Origin of the sequence: Penaeicola halotolerans, assembly GCF_016464625.1 — a bacterium.
Lineage (GTDB): Bacteria > Bacteroidota > Bacteroidia > Cytophagales > Cyclobacteriaceae > Penaeicola > Penaeicola halotolerans.
In genome coordinates this window covers 743,214-762,857 of sequence record NZ_JAEAGO010000001.1, presented here as the reverse complement: position 1 = coordinate 762,857, position 19,644 = coordinate 743,214, and the positions used below count along the sequence as shown (strand labels likewise).

General features: G+C 38.7%; 21 protein-coding genes. 4 read left to right on the top strand and 17 right to left on the bottom strand.

Annotated features, from left to right (window positions below; all coding sequences use genetic code 11):
- Window positions 1-25: 25 nt before the first annotated feature.
- The 3 genes from I5349_RS03450 to I5349_RS03440 all read right to left on the bottom strand — a co-directional run bounded on the left by I5349_RS03450 (window position 26) and on the right by I5349_RS03440 (window position 3,485).
- The gene (locus tag I5349_RS03450; protein ID WP_226389332.1) at window positions 26-718 is read right to left on the bottom strand and encodes an ABC transporter ATP-binding protein; all 693 of its coding nucleotides are present in this window, start codon (window positions 716-718) and stop codon (window positions 26-28) included.
- A gap of 11 nt (window positions 719-729) precedes the next feature.
- A complete protein-coding gene (locus I5349_RS03445; protein ID WP_226389331.1) occupies window positions 730-2,214 on the bottom strand; it encodes a DUF5687 family protein in 1,485 nt (494 codons plus the stop codon).
- A gap of 83 nt (window positions 2,215-2,297) precedes the next feature.
- Window positions 2,298-3,485 (bottom strand): DUF4221 family protein, encoded by a 1,188-nt coding sequence (locus tag I5349_RS03440; RefSeq protein ID WP_226389330.1) that lies wholly within the window; start codon window positions 3,483-3,485, stop codon window positions 2,298-2,300.
- Between the two features lie 172 nt (window positions 3,486-3,657).
- Between I5349_RS03440 and I5349_RS03435 the strand changes: the two genes are divergently transcribed.
- Entirely contained in the window at window positions 3,658-5,334 is a 1,677-nt protein-coding gene (locus I5349_RS03435) for a DUF6909 family protein (RefSeq protein WP_226389329.1), read from the top strand.
- A 1-nt stretch (window position 5,335) separates the two neighbouring features.
- A complete protein-coding gene (locus tag I5349_RS03430; protein ID WP_226389328.1) occupies window positions 5,336-5,680 on the top strand; it encodes a DoxX family protein in 345 nt (114 codons plus the stop codon).
- Between the two features lie 11 nt (window positions 5,681-5,691).
- Here I5349_RS03430 and I5349_RS03425 read toward each other — a convergent pair whose 3' ends face one another.
- The 9 genes from I5349_RS03425 to I5349_RS03385 form a co-directional block, all read right to left on the bottom strand.
- On the bottom strand, window positions 5,692-6,930 hold the full coding sequence (locus I5349_RS03425; RefSeq protein WP_226389327.1) for a serine hydrolase domain-containing protein: 1,239 nt from the start codon (window positions 6,928-6,930) through the stop codon (window positions 5,692-5,694).
- Between the two features lie 190 nt (window positions 6,931-7,120).
- Entirely contained in the window at window positions 7,121-7,660 is a 540-nt protein-coding gene (locus tag I5349_RS03420; protein ID WP_226389326.1) for a fasciclin domain-containing protein, read from the bottom strand.
- A gap of 196 nt (window positions 7,661-7,856) precedes the next feature.
- Entirely contained in the window at window positions 7,857-8,078 is a 222-nt protein-coding gene (locus I5349_RS03415) for a VF530 family protein (RefSeq protein ID WP_226389325.1), read from the bottom strand.
- Entirely contained in the window at window positions 8,075-8,560 is a 486-nt protein-coding gene (locus tag I5349_RS03410; protein ID WP_226389324.1) for a hypothetical protein, read from the bottom strand. Before I5349_RS03410 ends, I5349_RS03415 begins: the two co-directional genes overlap by 4 nt.
- Window positions 8,557-9,132 carry a HEAT repeat domain-containing protein gene (locus I5349_RS03405; RefSeq protein WP_226389323.1) on the bottom strand — a complete coding sequence of 192 codons (576 nt, stop codon included), beginning with the start codon at window positions 9,130-9,132 and terminating at the stop codon, window positions 8,557-8,559. The genes I5349_RS03410 and I5349_RS03405 overlap by 4 nt, the downstream gene beginning before the upstream one ends.
- Complete coding sequence (locus I5349_RS03400) at window positions 9,129-10,358, bottom strand: DEAD/DEAH box helicase (protein ID WP_226389322.1); 1,230 nt, start codon at window positions 10,356-10,358, stop codon at window positions 9,129-9,131. The genes I5349_RS03405 and I5349_RS03400 overlap by 4 nt, the downstream gene beginning before the upstream one ends.
- 65 nt (window positions 10,359-10,423) lie before the next feature.
- Window positions 10,424-10,633, bottom strand: a complete 210-nt coding sequence (locus tag I5349_RS03395; RefSeq protein ID WP_226389321.1) for a hypothetical protein — start codon at window positions 10,631-10,633, stop codon at window positions 10,424-10,426.
- Window positions 10,634-11,008: 375 nt separating this feature from the next.
- Complete coding sequence (locus I5349_RS03390) at window positions 11,009-11,929, bottom strand: 2-hydroxyacid dehydrogenase (protein ID WP_226389320.1); 921 nt, start codon at window positions 11,927-11,929, stop codon at window positions 11,009-11,011.
- Window position 11,930: 1 nt separating this feature from the next.
- Window positions 11,931-12,536: a DNA-3-methyladenine glycosylase gene (locus tag I5349_RS03385; protein WP_226389319.1), complete on the bottom strand. Its 606-nt coding sequence runs from the start codon at window positions 12,534-12,536 to the stop codon at window positions 11,931-11,933.
- A 108-nt stretch (window positions 12,537-12,644) separates the two neighbouring features.
- Between I5349_RS03385 and I5349_RS03380 the strand changes: the two genes are divergently transcribed.
- Window positions 12,645-13,490, top strand: coding sequence for a DUF2911 domain-containing protein (locus I5349_RS03380; protein ID WP_226389318.1), 846 nt, complete (start codon window positions 12,645-12,647; stop codon window positions 13,488-13,490).
- 227 nt (window positions 13,491-13,717) lie between these two features.
- Here I5349_RS03380 and msrA read toward each other — a convergent pair whose 3' ends face one another.
- The 4 genes from msrA to I5349_RS03360 form a co-directional block, all read right to left on the bottom strand.
- Window positions 13,718-14,308: a peptide-methionine (S)-S-oxide reductase MsrA gene (gene msrA, locus I5349_RS03375; protein WP_226389317.1), complete on the bottom strand. Its 591-nt coding sequence runs from the start codon at window positions 14,306-14,308 to the stop codon at window positions 13,718-13,720.
- A gap of 139 nt (window positions 14,309-14,447) precedes the next feature.
- Entirely contained in the window at window positions 14,448-14,672 is a 225-nt protein-coding gene (locus I5349_RS03370; protein WP_226389316.1) for a hypothetical protein, read from the bottom strand.
- 45 nt (window positions 14,673-14,717) lie between these two features.
- Entirely contained in the window at window positions 14,718-15,773 is a 1,056-nt protein-coding gene (locus I5349_RS03365; RefSeq protein ID WP_226389315.1) for a PA0069 family radical SAM protein, read from the bottom strand.
- A 66-nt stretch (window positions 15,774-15,839) separates the two neighbouring features.
- Window positions 15,840-16,391, bottom strand: coding sequence for a class I SAM-dependent methyltransferase (locus I5349_RS03360; protein WP_226389314.1), 552 nt, complete (start codon window positions 16,389-16,391; stop codon window positions 15,840-15,842).
- A 114-nt stretch (window positions 16,392-16,505) separates the two neighbouring features.
- On the opposite strand from I5349_RS03360, the gene I5349_RS03355 reads away from it, so the two are divergent.
- On the top strand, window positions 16,506-18,497 hold the full coding sequence (locus I5349_RS03355; protein ID WP_226389313.1) for an LTA synthase family protein: 1,992 nt from the start codon (window positions 16,506-16,508) through the stop codon (window positions 18,495-18,497).
- Here I5349_RS03355 and I5349_RS03350 read toward each other — a convergent pair whose 3' ends face one another.
- On the bottom strand, window positions 18,498-19,640 hold the full coding sequence (locus I5349_RS03350) for a hypothetical protein (protein WP_226389312.1): 1,143 nt from the start codon (window positions 19,638-19,640) through the stop codon (window positions 18,498-18,500).
- Window positions 19,641-19,644: the final 4 nt, after the last annotated feature.

The following is a 19,644-nucleotide window of genomic DNA, read 5'->3' as shown; positions in this document are numbered from 1 at the left end:
GGGATTATACATTTGCTGAATAAAATTAAGCGTTGAAATAGGCTTCTAATTGACTCAGAGCATTTTCTTGACCTTTGATATCTTGAACGATTTTACCTTTTTCCAATATCACAAATCGCGTACAAATCTCAGTGACATGATTCAGGTCATGACTAGATATCAAGAAAGTGACTTTACGAGATTCGCGCTCTTGATTGATTCTTTTCTTGAGTCTGATCTGTGAGCTAGGGTCTAGGTTTTCAAAGGGCTCATCAAGTAGCACTAGTTCAGGATTTCCCATCATAGCAGCTGCTATGCCTACTTTTTTGAGATTTCCTTTAGAGAGATCTCTGATATATTTCTTTTTATTTCTGATCTCATCGTTGAAGAGCTCATCGAAAGTGCTCAAGTATTGATCTAAATCAGCCGCAGTATAACCATGAAGTCCTGCCACAAATTGGAAGTACTCGTCTGGAGTCAAATAATCGACTAGAAAACGTTCGTCTAAAAATGACCCAGTAAACTTCTTCCAATCATCGCTAACATTAGTTTGACCATTGATCAAAACTTCTCCTGCACTTGGTCTGATGAGATCTAGTATAATTCTAAAAAGAGTCGTTTTACCAGCACCATTATTCCCTACAAGGCCGAAAGATTCTCCAGCGGGGATTTCTAGTTGGTCTATATTTAGTACGACTTCTGTCTTGTATTGCTTATTTAGTTGAGATATCTGTATCATGATTTCGTTTTTTATTCTTGTCTAAAACCTGAAGCGATGGCATATTTTTTTGCTAAAAAGCGCTTAGCAGTATAATCGATGAGTTTTTGATGAAAAATCACACCAATAAGACCAACTATCGCTATACCTGCGAGTGCCCAATACTGCCCTAAAGTAAATGTCAAAGGACCATAGATCACATATGGGCCTACGAGAATAGGTATACCCATAAGCCACTGAGCTGCACCGATACCTTCATAATTAAACATGCTACTTTTATTGAGATCCATAGGCTTTGGATTCCACATAGCGAAGTTCATCAAGACGAAGATATTGACACCCAGATTGAACAAAATCACGGCTATGTAACAGAGTAGCACCCACCAGCCAAAATAAACATAGGGAATGCTCAAAATAAAACACACCACACTCACACCAGCAAGCAAATAATACTTTGATTTGATATAGTCTTTTAATGTGATATCCTGTGTGATGATGAAGTCGAAGTGTTTGCCCTGCCAGCTAAAGAGCATCTGACCATAATTGAGCATAAAAATACCCGTGATAAAAACTCCCACGAAAATAGAAAAGCCAGGTAGCTCTTCCATCATAGCAGGATCTCTATAGAAAATTAAACCATATAGGAGTAGTGCTCCACTGAGTACAAGCATCATCTTTGATTTTTTGTGTCGGACGATCAGCCGGATCTCTAAGCTGATCAACTCACCAACTCTGCCTAATGAACTAAGGTAGGAGAGTCCAGGGGTAATTCTTGCCTCACTTTGAGTTTTGACTTCTAATTCTTCTATGTATAGATTTCGCTTAAAATATTTGAAATCAATCGTATATGATAGAAAGGTACCAGCAATAAATACCAGAGTGAGCAACCAGGGTGTCTCTAAAGTCAAGTTAAATAACTGAGAAGAAACTGGTCTTAAAGAAAACCAACCTAGATAATCAGCACCTATAGTGAGTATTGATAATAAGAAAATGACCAATATACCTGTAGGACTGCCGTCCAGTTTTTTCTTGAAAATAATCATTAGATAATGCAGCATGATAGATATCGCTAGCAGGCTAGAGATCCAACTCCAAGCTGTCACATTTCCATAGGACTCACTGATGACGGTAAATGCAAATGGACCAAAGACTACCAAAGAAATCAGGTTGATAGGCTTGAAGATCGACTTCAATAAAATAAAGTGTATCATGCCGGACTTTTTGAGTGGCAGATGCAGATAGGGTACGATATCCATGACAGGTACATTTTGAAGAAAGTACCTCAATAGGAAATCATACACGATGTAGTAGATCAATAAGCCATTTAGGTAAGTGATGGTATCACTAACTCCAAAAACTTCACTTAAAAGTGTGTTTAGGTAAAACCCTAAGGCTAATAAGTAACCAAGGATCATGAGGCTTAGAAATCCAATGGCGATCATGGTGCCTATTTCTCTTCCAAATCCTCTAGATCTTGCGAGTTTCAGCCATCCATGTTTGAGATAGGTGGAAAACATATACTAAAAATTAAATGAAATGATAAAGCACCAATTTACTGAAATCGGTGCTTTATAAACCAAGTTTTATAAAAATATCAATGTTAATTTTTTATTTCAATGAGAGAATAAGTCACTTCATCTTCACTGAGGCGATCATATCGGGGATGCGTGGCAGATAAGTATAATCCTTTAGGTGTGACGAAATATCGCTCGACTACAAATTTTTGTGTGGGAAGTATGAGCTCATCAATCAGATTCAGATTAGCGTCTAGTAGCAATACACTTTGCTTAGTTCCTTGATAGTTAGGAGTCTCAAAGCCCTCATTAAAAGATTTGACTTCTTCAGTTTTATCGCTGTAAGCCAATCTATAATACACTTTTTTGTAGGGATCAAAAATTAATGAGCCATAGCTATCTGCTTCATTGAAATATCGACCGAACTCTTCCATATCTTGAAAGAAATCTGCTTTAGAAGGAGGCAGATCATCTTGGGGTAAAATGCTCGCTTTGGCTGATTTTACTGTCAGCTCTTCTCCATTCCACTTATATAGATCATGAGATCTGCTGAGATTGAGTACGATGTCTCCATCGACACTTTTTTCTATCGCAGAGAAGTAAATCTTACGGGCATCTGTGACGTATGCAGCAGGAAAGTTTAGTTTATTTTTTATTGTCTTTGCTACAGTATCTATCTCCACGACAGCTGCACTATTTTGAATATCTTCTAGTGGGAGACTCGTCCATTGAAAGATGGGTGGGGTAGATGGTAGATATATCTTGCCATCAATGAAAAGTGGCTTATAGTTTCCATTTGAGCCAAAAAGTAAGAAAATCTCTCCATTGAGTGCTGACTGATCATATTGACTCAAGTCTATTTTATGAAAGATTTCTCCTTGGCTATTTACATAAAGAATGCTTTGTCCCATCGCTGTGACCAATGTGTCGTAGCTATGGATATAAACACCCATTCTTGAAGCATCTACGCGATTTGGTCCATCCTTTTGAAAGGCTACTTTATGGACTATTTTGCCCGTCTCTAGGTCTTGGTAGTATAGAGAGTTATCAGGATCATTGAGAAAAGCGAGCAAGTCTTTACCTGAAGGAGATTTTACATAAGCTTGGATGAAAGTTTCTGCAGTAGTCAGAGAGTCTAATGGAAGTGTCAATACATCTTCCACTAATGCTAGCTTGGCGTCTTTACTCAAATCTGAAGAATTGCTATTGGAGCCGCAAGACCAGCAAGACATACTTAATGCGAGTAGAAAAGCTACTTTAAATATTTTGCTCATTTGATTGTTAGGTTGGTTTGAGAACTAATCTAACAGTTTTAAATCTCAAAACCTAAACTCTTAGTTTTTTATCTACATGGGATTAATGAAAGGATAACTTCCTAATCAGGCTTATAAATGTTATTTTTGAAGAATTTAGATCAATAAATAATAGCAATTCATCATAACATATATGAAAAGAACAAGAGCACAAGAGTCCAGAGCCGCCATTGAAAAACTATATATCACTATGAGACACCTTTTTATGAGGGGTTCTTACAAACCAATGGGCGTATCTGGTGAGTCACTTGTAGAGTCTTTGATGGTTTTAAAGCCAGAGATATATGGTCTCATCACAGATCCAGAAAAAATAGAGCTTGACGGACTACTGTATGTCATGGAGCGATTACCAAAGGGTATAGAGCAATGTCGATATATTAGACTTATTTCCAGAGAAGGTTATGAGCACTCTGATTTTGAGGCGATCGTACCACCCAAGCGTAAGCGTAACTGCTACAGAGTAGATGAATCTCAGATGTATGTAGAGATGACAAGGGGTCGAAGCGATATTTATGATATTTTGACTCACTTAACTTTTTTGAATATTGAAGCCGAAAAGATACGCAGAAACAGTACAGATCATAAGGGTAGAGAGACGCCTGACTGGCAGATGCTTCGTGAAATAGTCAATAAGGAAATAGCAGGAGAGGAGTTTGACAAGGAAGCGGCTTGTTCATATCTAAGTCACATCACAGGTCGTACTTTCGATGAGACACGAGAAGCAGTATCTAAGTTTGACAAGAGTTATTCCAATAGTCTCTTTGCCATTATCTACTACTTGGGACAACTTTCTATAGAAGAAAATACACTGGAAAAAGATCGCGAAATCTCTTTTTCAGCCACTCTGAGGGAGCGCGTAGGTCATCACGTGTATGGAGATCTCTGGGCTACCAGAGTCAAAGAAGTTCTCAAGGCAGAAAATCTCATCCAAAGACCTATTCACATCATTTCTGCCAATTTGCACAGTATAGTCAATGTCATCTATGCGCATCAAGCACTGGGAAAAAATACCTATGAAGATATCGAAAAGGTGGCCATGGATATCGTCCAAAATACTAAGAAAAATGCCCAAAAGGATATTTTCAATTATGCCTCAAGACATGGCTTGATCGAGCTGCCTGATTTAAGTGGAACAAATATCGGTGTACAATTGATCGATACAGCCAAAATGGATTTCAGCACCGTTTTGCCGGGTGTCAAACTTACCAAAACAGATGAGAAAAAGATGCCGGTATTGCTCGTGATGGACTATGCATTTGGTGAGCAAGCCTTTGAATGTTTGGATGAGTTGTTCAAGCCATTGGATATACCAGGAAAGAAAAGCTTACCAATCAATGTAGTCTCTGTTAGTATCATGGGCAAAGCAGGGATATTACAAGGAGGAAAAGGAGATATCATGATTCCTACAGCACACGTTTTTGAGGGCACTGCGGACAATTATCCAATCAAAAACGAACTAAGAAAGAGCGCTTTTGAAGGCTATGGACTCAAGGTATTTGAAGGTACAATGATCAGTGTACTCGGAACTTCACTTCAAAATAAGGATGTACTTCGCTACTTTATGGAATCTAGCTGGAATGCAATCGGACTAGAGATGGAAGGCGCCCACTATCACAAGGCTATCCAGTCTGCTAGTAAGATTAGAAATAACATCAATAGAAATGTAAAAGTCTCTTATGCATACTACGCCTCAGATAATCCACTCGAAACTGGTAGTACATTGGCTTCTGGCGCACTAGGACTAGAAGGTATCAGACCTACTTATTTGATTTCTTATAAGATTTTGGAAAAAATATTTACCAATTTCTAAGATGGAGCAATTAGACATGTACATTTTGTCCCTGCTTTTGATCGTAGCAGGGGCTTGCCACTTTCTATTTCCTAAAGGTTTCGAACGAATCATTCCTCCATACTTTCCCAATCCAAAATTGCTCAATAAGCTTGCTGGATTGGCCGAAATGACTTTAGGTGTAGGACTATTGTATATAGACACGCAGTCTATAGCCGCTTGGGGAATTATGCTACTATTGATAGCGGTATTTCCTGCTAATATTTATATGTATCAAAAAGGGAGCTTCGGCATACCAAAATGGATTTTACTGCTGAGGCTCCCTTTACAATTTGTTCTGATTTATTGGGCTTACCAATATGTTTGATACTGTCAGATCTATTTTTTGATAGCCTTGAGGACTTTCCCCACGAGTGGATCCATGGCGTCATTTCTAATCCATCGCGCTACGATTACCAGATCATTTTCAGGATCTACGTAGATAAAGTTGTTTCCTGCACCTAAGTGGTAAAATGCCGTCTCAGGAGCTGATGGCAATGATTTCTTTTCATCATTTAAAAAGAAATTCATGAAACCATAGGTAGGTTGAGCAGGAGTAGGGGTCTTAGCCATTTTCAGCCAGGTTTCAGAGATGATTTGCTGGCCCTTCCAGTTGCCATTTCGTAAGGTCAAATAGCCAAATCTCGCTTGATCATAGGCATTGATATAGAGTCCACCTCCCCAGTGAGATCCACCACTAACAGACTGTACAGGCACTCCATCCAACACCACCCATGAGTTATCATAGCCAGTCCATCTCCAAGTAGCGGAAGCTCCGATAGGATCCATTACTTGTTCTTTAAGTACTTGTGGAAGAGGTTTTCTCCAAATATTTAATAAGGCTAAGGCTAATAAATTAACACGTGTGTCATTATACTCATAGACTGTTCCTGGTTCCACACGAGGTCTATTGTACCATTTATTGACATCTCTATCAGGTCTATCTGCCCAGTCAGGTTTGCCCCAGAGCGTACCTTCCCAATCGCTAGTCTGTCTGAGTAAATGATCCCAAGTGATTTTTCTATTATGTGGCGTATCAAAAAGCTCTATGACATCCGACTGATTAAATGCATCCGCTCGGTTCATGCTAAGTTTCCATGGTTCATAAGGCATCACAGGTGCCATTTGAGGATAAACTTTATCATGTACACTTTTGATCAGACCTTGATCATAAGCCAATCCAGCTGTCGTAGAAAGGAAGCTTTTAGCCACACTAAATGTCTGATCTACACGACTTGGGTCACCCCAAGAAGCTACGATGTAGCCCTTATGTATGATCAAGCCAGTGGCTTCTCCACGATCTTTGAATGGGCCAATGGCATCTCCAAAAGGCTCTCTTCCGAAACTCTGATAATGCGCCATTTTCAAGTCTCGCGGAGTCTTATTTTCATTTTGTTCGGCATATTTTACCGCTTGATCTAGTAAGATCCTATCCATACCAGTTTCTTCTGGAAACTTGATTAACCACTCATTTTTAGGAGGGAAGTAAACCTTTTCGATTAGCTGAGCTTGTGCGTAATTTGCTATTAATGTAATCAGATATAAACTACTGATTATAAAGTATTTGATATGCTTCATCTTGAGTGATAATTACAGGTGTTATTGCTAAAATAAGATTCTAAATATAAAGATATTCGATGGCTTGTACATTCTTTTTTGATAAAGACTAGTTTGACCAATAAGAACGGAGTGAAAAAGTGTAATTAAAATTTAGACAAAAAAAAGACAGGCATTTTTGCCTGTCTTTAATTAGTGGTTGATTTAATAATCAATAAGCAGAAGGAGGAAGGATCACTTTATCAATTACGTGAATCACTCCATTGCTAGCTTCTAAGTCAGCTGCTACTACGTTGGCACCGTTTACAGATACTGCACCTGCAGATACTTTAAGTGTTACTTCAGCACCATTTACTGTAGCTACTACTAAACCATCAGTTACATCAGCTGCCATTGCTTTAGCTGGAAGTACGTGATAAGTCAAAATAGCTGCTAGTTTTTCTTTATTTTCTGGCTTCAATAGATCTTCTAATGTCTTAGGATCTAAAGCTGCAAATGCCTCATCAGTAGGGGCAAATACAGTGAATGGACCATCACCATTGAGGACATCCACCAATTCAGCAGCCTGTAATGCCGCTACTAATGTTTTGTGGTTTTCGCTTGACATAGCAATGTCTACGATAGAAGGAGCTTCTTCAACTACTGGCTCTTCCATTACCATTGTTTCTTCTGTCGTCTCAGCTGCTTGTTCTGAATTGCCACCGCAAGAGAAAAGAGCAACTGAAAGGAATAAAAATGCTAATCTTTTCATGTTATAGTTTTTTAAGTTATTGGTTATACGATTTATAACTATGGGCTAAGATGAATGTTTAAAAATTTTATATGGCTAGAAAATTAGGAGAGGAAATGAAATGATTAAGTAAGCTATGAAGGGTATCTAAAATCTTTACTTAACATAATATAAATTATACAACAAATTATGAATACTTAAACTTTGCCTCTAATCTTTAAGCTAATCCCTTAGCTCTCAGATATAGTCTTTCTACCTTCTCTCTAGCCCAAGGAGTTTTTCTTAGAAATGTCAGGCTACTTTTAATCGATGGATCATACATAAAGCAGCGTACAGGAATTCTATCTGCTAGAGATTCCCATCCATATCTTTCTACCAAATATTCCATGATGTCTGCTAGTTTGACTCCATGTAGTGGATTATTGATTTGTTCACTCATGAGATGTGATTCTTTAAGTTTTCTAGACGATACGCATAGTCAGCTTGGATATCTTCGTGCATTTTCTTTAAGATATTTTCTGCTTTTCTAATTTGCGCTAAATACAAGTTTTCTATGACAATATGCTGATGATCAAGATATCCAAAACTTTCTATTTGCTCACAAAAGTGCAAAAGCAAATCAATCTGGATGAGTTTATCTCTATTGTATTTGAGCAGTTTGTTGAACTTTCTACGAATACCCTGTAGGGATTTCTTTGCATAATAGGCATGTTCTTTATGGGTAGCTTCAAATAGTGAAGCCAACTCCTCCTTTACCATATCTACATAAAGGTTCGGGTCGTGCCTTCCAAAAAGTTGAAAGAAAATCAGGTGTTTATTATCCGTGCTATACTTACTCAGCTCAAGTATCAAGTCGAATAACTCTTGTTCAGAGAGGAATTTAAGTTCTTTTTTGATTTCAGCTAATGACGCTATTTTCATTCTTCCCCTGCAGCTTCATTATTGAGTTCATTGGCATCAAAAAGTCCCTGTAAATCGGCAAAAATAGCCTCAACCTCAGCCTTCTTTTCTTCAAAATCCAAATCTTGATTGCTGTTATTGGTAAAATGCTTCCAATGCTTTTGTGCTTTTCGGATAGTTCTAGGCGTAATGTCAAACTCTACATAGTCTAGGTATTCTTTGGCTAAAGCAGAAGATTTGAAATTGCCAAAAAGGTAAATTCTAAATATATCGACAAAGTGCGCACTTAAGTCAAATCCCTCCAGGGCTGCTACAAATCCCCCATTCTTAAGTTTATTTTTAGGGTCATGGATGAGATCTAGCAATATGGGCAAAGCACTTTGATTATCCTTGATATTGCTTATGGCACGTGCTGCTAGGTAAGCGTTTTCATAATCATCGCTGATAAGTATGGCTTTTAAACGTTCAAGAATCTCTGGCGTACCAATGGCAGATAGTTCGTCTGCATAGATAAAAGCTTCTTGTTCCTCTTTATCCATCATTTTAGCGAAGAGGCTCTCAATTTTTTCAGCTGTAATTGGGGCTTTACTCATGACTTATTCTTGTTTTTAAACCCAGTTTTCTTTTTACCAGACCTCCCCTTTTTGAATCCTGATTTTTTTGTTTTTGGATCATAGACGGGACCATCACCTAGCCTAGCCGGCAAACTGGATGTTTTGACGATTTCCCTTTCGATCAGTGCCTCGATTCGGGCAAACTTCTGCTGATCCTTCTCATTGATAAAAGTGATCGCTTCTCCAGTGGTATTGGCTCTGGCCGTTCTTCCGATTCTATGAACGTAGTCTTCTGGATCTGGTGGCACATCATAGTTGATGACCAAGTTGATATTTTCAACGTCTATCCCTCTGGATAGTATGTCAGTTCCTATAAGTACTTGCACCTTTTTAGCTTTGAAAGCGCGCATGATGTCCTCTCGCTCAGCTTGTTCAAGGTCCGAATGAAAGGCCTTGATAGTCATGCCACTTTTATTCATTTCTTTGTCGAGCATCTTCACTTTTTCTTTGGTAGAAGCGAATACGATCACACTTTCATATATGCCTGAGTCCAAGAAAAACTTCAATAAAGGAGTCTTTTGTGTATCATAAGTGAGAAATGCCTTTTGTGAGATTTTCTCTGCTGGCTTAGATACAGAAAGCGTCACTTCTTCAGGATCTTTTAAGATAGCTGCCGCCAGCTTGCGAATCTTAGGAGGCATTGTTGCCGAAAATAACAGCGTCTGTCGCTCTTTGGGCAACATGCTCACTATGCGATTGATATCATCAGAGAAGCCCATGTCGAGCATTCTGTCAGCTTCATCTAAGATCAAGTGCTTCACTTGGCTCAAGCTCGTTATATCAGAATTCATCAGAGCGATCAGTCGTCCAGGTGTAGCTACTAGGATGTCCACTCCTTCTATGATGGCTTTTCGCTGCTGCTCCCAGATCTGTCCATCACCTCCGCCATAGATAGCGATAGAGGTAGCATGGGTGAAGTAGGCCAGTCCTTCTATCTGTTGATCGATTTGCTGAGCTAGCTCTCTAGTAGGTGCTATGATGAGTGTATTGACATGCTTCTGCGGTGTAGAAACTGCAATTTTGTGCAAAACGGGTAAAACAAAAGCGCCAGTCTTACCAGTTCCTGTCTGAGCACATGCGATGAGGTCTTTGCCTGATAGTATTTTAGGGATCGCTTGTTGTTGTATGGGGGTGGCTTGCTTGAAGCCCATCATGTCCAGTCCTTCTTGTAAGGAGACATGAAAATCAAATGCTGAAAATTCCAATTCGTATAATTTTAGATAGCCTAAAGTTACAAATTCAAACTTGATATTCAGCAGTTTTTCAGTTATTACCTTGTGGTGAGGCCTCTAAAAAGTCTAAAAGGAAAAAGAAGGATGCTAGAGACTAAAGTAAATATTACATCTAGGGTAAAACCAATCAATCTGAATGGTAAAAGGATGAGCCAAATGAAAGGTAGTAAAATAATCAAGATTAGGGCTACTGGCCAGCAAAGTACCAAGAGTATAAACCAGAGCAGGATAGCGATCAGTGTTTTCATATTTAAGCTTTTCCAAAAATCATTCGCAATTTCATAAATAAATGATAATGAGCATTTTAAATATTTCGCTTAAAATCAAGGAGTTCAGACGCGCACACTTGATCATTCAAAAGCGTACAGATTTCCCCCACTTGATTGTGGATCATTTCACCGCAAAGTGTGGAATTTTTCTACAAGTATCCTCAGTAAAATTCTAACGTGTTTTTTGGCATGAGTCGTAAATCACTGTAAGAGTGCGTTTTGAGCTATTCTCATATTTTTGGTTGAGATATTGTCTATTAGTAATCAGTTAACCAAACAACATTTTTTTAAATATCCCTTATTTCCCTTGTTAGCAAAGCCTCGGACATATACCATGTTCGAGGTTTTCTTTTATCAATATCCCGCAGCAGGATCTGCTAAGTTGATCAGTTTTTCACCTGATTGTAGATTTCTATAGTTTATAATGACATCTCTGACTGCTAAAGCAGGCTTGGTTACACTGGCAATATGTGGCGTAATGTTGATTTGTGGATGCTTCCAAAATGGATGATTAGGTTCCAAGGGCTCTTTTCTAAATACATCTAAAAATGCTCCTGACAATAGTCCTTCGTTTAAGGCTTTAATCAAATCATCTTCCACCAAATGAAGTCCTCTTGCCACATTGATTAGATATGTGCCTGGCTGGCATTTTCTAAATAAGTTGATATTGAGGATATCCTTTGTTTCTTCAGTTAAAGGTAGCAGACATACTAGAACATTGATTTGTCCCAAAAACTCTTCTAACTGATCTCCATGATAATAGGGCACTACAGTTTTTGATTTGGCACTTCTTCCATAGCCAATGACCTCTATCCCGATTTGATCTAACTTCATAGCAGCATCAAGTCCTAGGCTTCCCATTCCAAGTATGCCTACTTTGATTTGGCTATGCTCTCCCCTCTCTTGATTCCACATTTGTGCAGCTTGATCCAGAGCATATTCTTTGAATTTTCTCTGGTATTGAAGTACTGCAGCCAAAATATACTGACTCATGGAGACCGTTAGCGCCTCTCCCATGACTCTAGCTACAGGTACTTGAGGTCTTTTATCATCAGCAAATATATGATCGACACCAGCACCCATAGAGCTGATCAGTTTGAGATTAGGAAAAGCTTGAAGGGCGCCATGCTGATGATTCCATACCAACGCGAGCTGAATATCTTTTGGATTCACCGCATCGAGGTCTGTATGTACTGCTATATCAGGAGCTTGTGTTTTGAAGCTTTCTATCCAGTCTTTTGGATCTCTATTGGGTGAAATGATAAATATTGACATATTACTTTTTACTTATATATGGGTTGTCTTTGATATAAAATCTCCAAGGGAGAAGGGCATCTTCACCAGCATAGTCTACACCTATTCTAGTCGTTGAGATGACTTGTTCTGTATCGTAAATAGGCGCATCATTGATCCAAATAGTATCGCTCTCGCAGAGATCTACCTGATCAAATGTCTTATCTATACCAAATGCTTGACAAACATTGCCAGGTCCAGAAGTCCACTTAAGTGGATTTTTCTGTGTTGACTTATTTTTTCTGATGAATTCCTCTCCATGTATCCATTCTAGGGCTCTGATCAATACTGCATCAGGTTCACCATTTACATTGGTTACGACATTGAGCAGATGGTGTATGCCATAGCAAAGGTAGACATAGAGATGTCCACCATCAAGAAACATCGTCTCTGTTCTTGTCGTTCGTCTGTACTGATAAGCGTGGCAAGCTTTGTCGGTGCTGCCTTTGTAGGCTTCAGTCTCTACAATAATCCCAGAGATTATATCATCACCTACAGAGAGACAGAGTTCTTTACCTAATAGTTCTCTAGCAATCAGCGTAACATCTGATCTAGTAAAAAAAGACCTTTGTAAGCGATTGTTTGACATAGCACATTATAAATTTTTCTTCAAAAGAAATTCCCTATTGTTTGAAACAATCTTCTGACTAAATTGTATCTCCATTCAGTTATTAAAACAAACCAACTACATAAAACGATGAAAAAAATATCATTATGCTTAGCGGCAATTATCATGCTTTGTGCGGAAGTTTCTTTTGCTCAGATCAATATGCCTCAAGCCTCTCCTACTGTCAAATATAGCACACAGATAGGACTCACAGATGTCAGTTTAGAGTATAGCCGCCCAAGTGCTAGAGGTAGAAAAGTATTTGGTGACTTAGTACCTTATGCAGAAGTCTGGAGAACTGGTGCTAACGCTAGCACGAAGATTAACTTCAGTACAGATGTCATGGTAGAGGGCAAAACACTTCCAGCGGGTAATTATGCACTTTACACGATTCCTAATAAAGAGTCTTGGACGATTATCTTTAGCAAAAACACTAAGCTTTGGGGTTCTATGGGATACAATGAGTCAGATGATGCGCTCAGAGTCACTGTAAAACCTACAAAGACTAGCCGTGCTTATGAGACATTTGAAATCACGCTATCTGATGTGACTGATAATAGCTCTATGCTCGCGATCAAGTGGGAAAATACTTCTGCTAAAGTAAAAATTACCACAGATGTAGATCCTGTAGTGATGGCTCAAATCAAGGAGAAGTTGATCGACAACGATCCTCAAGATGCTAACTTATATTTCCAAGGAGCTACTTATTACTACAACAATAAGAAAGACATGAACCAAGCTTTGGAATGGATCACAAAAGCTACTGCTAAATCTCCTCAGTACTGGATGATTCATCTAGAGGCTAAAATTAAACTAGAGCTTGGTGATAAAAATGGTGCAAAAGAAGCTGCTATGAAGTCTAAAGCATTGGCACAAGAAGCCAAAAATCCCGACTACGTTGCTTTGAACGATAAATTAATAAATAGCATCAACTAATCGTTAATGATTAAGTCAATGAAAAAAGGGAGCTTATGTAGCTCCCTTTTTCATTTTATGAATTGAAGATGACCTCATCTTCGATAAATTACAAAAGAATAATCCTCATAGAGTACCATACTTCCCGTAGTGTTAACCAAACCAACTCGGCTCATGAGGGCCGAATCTAAACGTTACAAATTATCTAACGTAAATGTGACATTCAAATTATAAGCCAAAAATAAGGCTTATAAATTCTTTTTTAATTTGTCACCAAAAACTTTCTTCACTTTGTCTACTTTAGGTTGAATCACTATTTGACAGTATGGTTGATTGCCATTTAATTTGAAGTAGTTTTGATGATAATCCTCTGCTACATAAAAATTGCTAAATGGCGTGATTTCAGTGACAATAGGTTTATCAAAAGCGCCTTCTTGATCTAGTGCTTTTTTGTATTGTTCGGCTAGATTTTTCTGTTGATCATTGTGATAAAAGACAGCTGATCTATACTGAGGACCCACATCTGCTCCTTGTCTATTGAGTGTAGTAGGATCATGCGTCACCCAAAATATCTCCAATAGCTCCTCATAAGTGATCACTTTAGGATCAAAAAAGATTTGCACAGCTTCAGCGTGTCCAGTTCTGCCTTGAGTCACTTCTCTATAAGGTGGATTTTTGATATGTCCGCCAGAGTAGCCTGAAAGCACGGAGTCTACACCCGCTAGATCTTGGAAGACTGCTTCTACACACCAGAAACAGCCCGCACCGAATGTAGCGACTTCTCTGCCATTTGGCACTTTGACTTCCGTAGTTGGAAGAGGTTTTTGGGTATCATTCATAGTTTTTTGTTTAGATCCTTGCCCACAAGCTTGTAAGCTTATCAGCGCAATAGCACATAGAGTTAATAATGAATTTTTCATTTGATGCATTTGTCTTTAGGTCTACAACTGATAGAAGGACGCTTTAGTTTGCTCCTAATTATTTGCTCTCAAATTCAAATACGATAAATTCCTCATCTAAGATCTTAATCTTACCTGAGGCAGCTAGGGACTTGGCGGCCTCTAGAATATCTTGTCTAAAGTGTCTCCAGTCTTGTGGATATAATTGCTGTATGATGCAAAAGAGAGAAAATCTATTGGGTGCACAATCTTTAGCTTTTCGCAGTATGGTATCTTCTAATATGGGAAATAACATCTTGGTCATTTGTCTTGATAACTATCCAATTTTACGACTTATTCTCCTTGATGTTTAGAATAGTTGGTAGTTTCCGCCTCTTCTAAATTTACTCATATCGTAGGCTGGCATACTTCGACCAGCCATAAATTTATGCTTCATTAAATGAAATAAGCTGTTGATCTCAGTAGCGATGGCTCCTTTACCTTTCATCCTCCTTCCCCACTCTGAGTCGTTTAATTGTCCATCATGCAGCTCTTTGATCTGGTTGAGGACTTTATCCGCACGTGCTGGATACTTTTCTCTGAGCCAGTTTTCAAATACTTCTGCAATGGTGCCATTGAGCCTGACTACAGTATATCCAGCTTCTTGGGCTCCTGCTGCAGCAGCTTCTTTCATGATTGAAGGGATCTCATGACTATTCAGACTTGGGATAAGTGGTGCAATCATGATTCCTACAGGAATTCCAGCTGCTGTAAATTCTCTGATCAATTGTATCTTTTTGAGCGCACTAGCAGTTCGAGGCTCCATGTTTCTTCTCAATTCTTCATTCATAGAGTTGATGGAAAAGTAAACGTGAACTAAGTTTTCCTTTGCTAAAGCCTCTAAAATATCTTGGTCACGAGCGATCAAAGAGTTTTTAGTAATCACACTCACTGGATGCCTGAAGTCCAACATGACTTGTAGAATCTCTCTAGTCAATCTAAACTTTCGCTCAGCTGGCTGATAACAATCGGTATTACCTGACAGCATGATAGGCATAGGTTTGTAGGCTTTCTGGCTAAAAGTCATGCTCAATTGCTGGGCTACTTTTGGTTTGACCATGATCTTAGTCTCAAAATCAAGTCCGGCATCAAAACCCCAATATTGATGTGAGTTGCGTGCATAGCAATAAGTGCAACCGTGTTCACAACCTTGATAAGGATTAACTGAATAAGTGAGCGCTAAATCTGGACTGGTATTCTTACTCAGAACAGTCTTAGGAGTTTCTAAAAAATAAGATGTACTAGGCTTATCTAGTAATATTTCCTCATCTATACCCTCTACATGATCTTGTACTAGACGCTGTGAGTGATAAGGATTGTGCGGATTGATCTGAGCACCTCTTCCTTTGAGTAAGTCATTTTCCATGTTTAAAAATACCAATATTATTAGCAATTAGCTAATGGTATTAGCATCTTTCGGACAATGACTGTCTTATTGATTTATACAAGTATAAACAAATGCTGGAGGAAGATTCAAAAGGGTAAACCCCGTTTTCACTTTACCGAAGTGTTGCTTGAATTCTCCTCTCAAAAATATAGAATATGCGATCTGTACAAAAGTCCCTTTTTCTCCGATTCCATTTGCACAAGCTTTATAAATATTGATTCTGACTGGCTTAGGGATCAAGCTAAAAGGTAAAGAAGAGATGATCGCATCAGCAGCGCCAGCATTTTGAGCAAGGACATCTGGTAGTATCTCTGCACTATCGCAGACTACCTGTATCCGTGGATCATTGATACGGTCTAGTATATCACAAAATGTCTTATTTACTTCAAATACCACTAATTTGGCATCTGGGCGCATGCGCTTTAGGATTTGATGCGTGATGACTCCATTGCCTCCTCCTAGCTCTACGAGGAATTTTGCATTTGAAAAGTCTACTTGTGAAAGCATCTTATCTACTAAAAATGAGGAACTAAAAGTAAGTGCTCCTGTCGTCTTGATATTGGAAAATAATTCTTTCGTGAGGTTATTATTTTGCATGCTAATCGAATAAATAACAGTTGAATTGCTTTAATTAGTGGTTTAAATAATTCCCTAAACTAGGAAGATTTCATTAAAAGTGATTTAATGAAACCATCTTTTTGATGAATATTTATGTCAGCTGCTGATTTACAAGAACCAAGGATAAATAAGCTATACCATGCCATCACGCGATTTGCGGTCACTAGCATGGGATTTGGTTTACTTTTATTATTGACTAGGCTCATCGAGTGGACTTGGCTAGGTAGTCAAAACAACTTTAATGATATTAATATAAAAGTCTTATTATTAGGTGTTTATACTGATATTATCTGGGTGCTGTTTGTATCTGGTATAGCATTGATTCCTTTCTTTCTTTTGAGTTTGTTAAGTAGCCGACTTGCGAGCATACTCTATCAAATTATCCTCACGCTGAGCCTTATTTTGCATATAGGATTAGTTTATTATTTCTCCTTGAGTTACTTACCCTTGGGTGCAGATGTGTATGCCTACACTTTCAAAGATCTATGGGATACTGTAGCAGCATCTGGACAATTAAACTTATGGGTGATCATTGGTGCTATTATCACATTTGGGCTGATATACTTGCTCCTCTCTCAAAGTAGAAGGCTTAACTTGAGCCTTAGATATAGTACTTATTGGTCGTGTATTGCATTGGTAGTGGCTGTAGGTGTTGAGGTGCTTTCTCCAAGTACATCGGTAGCAAAATCTGAGTTGGCTTACTATTCTATGAAGAATAAGTCACTTTATTTTTATGAAAAATCCCTAGAACACTTCAATATACCTAGTGAGATATATTATGATTTTTACTTAGAAAACGAAGTGGGTAAAGGCTATTTTGTTCGTAAAAACTTTATTAACAATAATTTCCCCTTTCTTCATAGCGCTAAGTATCCTGATGTGCTAAGCCCATATCTTGATACTTTAGATAGTCCTCCTAATATTGTTTTTGTAATGATAGAGGGTTTAGGAAAAGCTTACAGCGGTCCAGACGCCTACTTAGGGAGCTTCACTCCTTTCATGGACTCACTCATTCAGCATAGTCTCTATTGGAAAAATTGTCTTAGTACTACTGGGCGAACTTTTGGGATGCTTCCAGGTGTGATGGCCTCTCTTCCCTTTGGTCAAAATGGCTTCATGGAAACAGGTGACAATATGCCTCATCACCATAGTATCTTATCGATTTTGCGATCAAATGGATATCAGACTAGCTATGTTGGAGGGTTTGACTTGACATTTGATAATGCCCTTCAATTTTTGGAAAGGCAGAAAATAGATCGAATCGAGGGAATTACTCAGTTTGATGGCAAATACAAACCCCTACCTGCCAAGGGGAATGGCTTTTCTTGGGGTTATGGGGATTTTGAGGTGTATGATTTGGGATTAAATTCTATGCTAAAGGACGATCAGCCAGGCGTGCATATCTTTCAGACACAGACTTCTCATGATCCTTTCTTGATACCTGATGTAGCTAAATATGAGCAGTTATATAAAGCGCAACTAGCTAAAAATGGAAAGACAGTGGAAACACCAGCTTTCTATGAAAGATATAAAAGTCAACTCATGACTATCATCTATGCAGATGAGGCTTTGAGGTCATTCATCAAGGCATATAGTAAAAGAGCAGATTTTGAAAAGACAATTTTCATTATCTCGGGAGATCATAGATTGCCAGAGATCCCACTGAGTACCGTTATTGATCGATATCATGTGCCTTTGATGATCTACAGTCCACAAGTGAGTCAGCCAAAAATTTTCGAGCCAGTGGTGACACACTTTGAACTAGTGCCCACATTATTGGCTTACTTAGAAAATCAATATGCATTGTCTATCCCTAAGGAGGTAGCCTGGATGGGTGAAGTGCTAGATACCGCCAGTATCTATCGCAATAAGCTTAGTCATCCCCTTATGCGCAATAAAAATGAATTAGTGGATTATCTACATGACTCACTCTTCTATGCTAACGGAAGGCTATTTAAACTCTATCCAAACTTGTACATAGAGGAAACAAATGATCCTAAGGCATTGAATAGATTGAAACAGTTGTTAGATGATTTCAAGTCGAAAAACACCTTTGCTACGAATAACAATAGAATCCTGAGGTGATCACTTTAGGATCTGCTCCATCAGAGGCTGATAGTAGTTCCAAAAGAATGTTTCAGGATCGAGGTAGTTATCCATATTGTAATAGACCTTTTTGACCTTAGAGAGTCCTTTGAACCTAGCAGATGCTGGAGAAAGGAAATTGCTAGAGAAGTTACCTGAAAGGTAATAAAAGTCACTTTCACCCAAATCCCGCCTAATCACGGCTGGGAAATATCGAGGAAGACCTGCATTGGCGAGTTTCTGCTCCCCTAGCCTCGTAGGATTGAGATCAAACACGGAGACCACTTCAAAATCTCTACTGACTAAAATGATATCAAACCAAAACGGATATCTGATTTGACTAGGTAGATTGTATTGATCTTTCTCGCTTGAGTTAGTGGCTACCACGGGTACGCTTTCACGCATGTCTATGCCATATTGGAGGATTAGGATTTCTCCGCTTTCTTTAACCAAGACAACTCCCTCTCCTTTGAGCGACCACTCACCATTTTGCTCCACATAGTTTTTTCTAAGCCACTGAGGAATCTCTATGTTCATATTGGTGTCCAACTCATCAAAATACCGTCCTACCCAGCCTGACCATTTGAGTCCCAAGTAGTTTTCTAAATCATTTCTTATATATCGGGGTGTTGGCGTAGCGAAGCTATTAAACTCCATGATCACCGTACTTGGCTTTTGGCTAATCGCCCGCAGGAAACTAATGTCTTGACTACTCATGCCACCATAGATGAGCTGAGGTGGATCTTGACCTTTTAGTGAATCAAACCATTCTCCTTCATAGACACCATAAGTATCGCTGAAAAAGGCAATATCTGTCTCCTCAGCCAATTGTTGCAATTCAGGAGTAGATAACTTCTCCAAACCATCTATGGTATAATACGGCTTATTGACTGGTTTAAAGCCTCTATAATCTTTCGTGTAATCATAAGGCGAACCATCAGCTTTTCTTATTTTTAGCGCTTCAAGTGTCCAAAAGAAAGCATTATGTTCTCTGTAATTCTTGTTTACGACAGTTTTGTCTATGACGAGTACTGATTTTGTCATGGACGGCTGTAGCCACCAGATAAACCAACTGATAAGCGGACTTATCATGAAAAGGATGAGGAAAATCGTCAGCTTACTTTGCCACCATTTCTTTTTCATAATC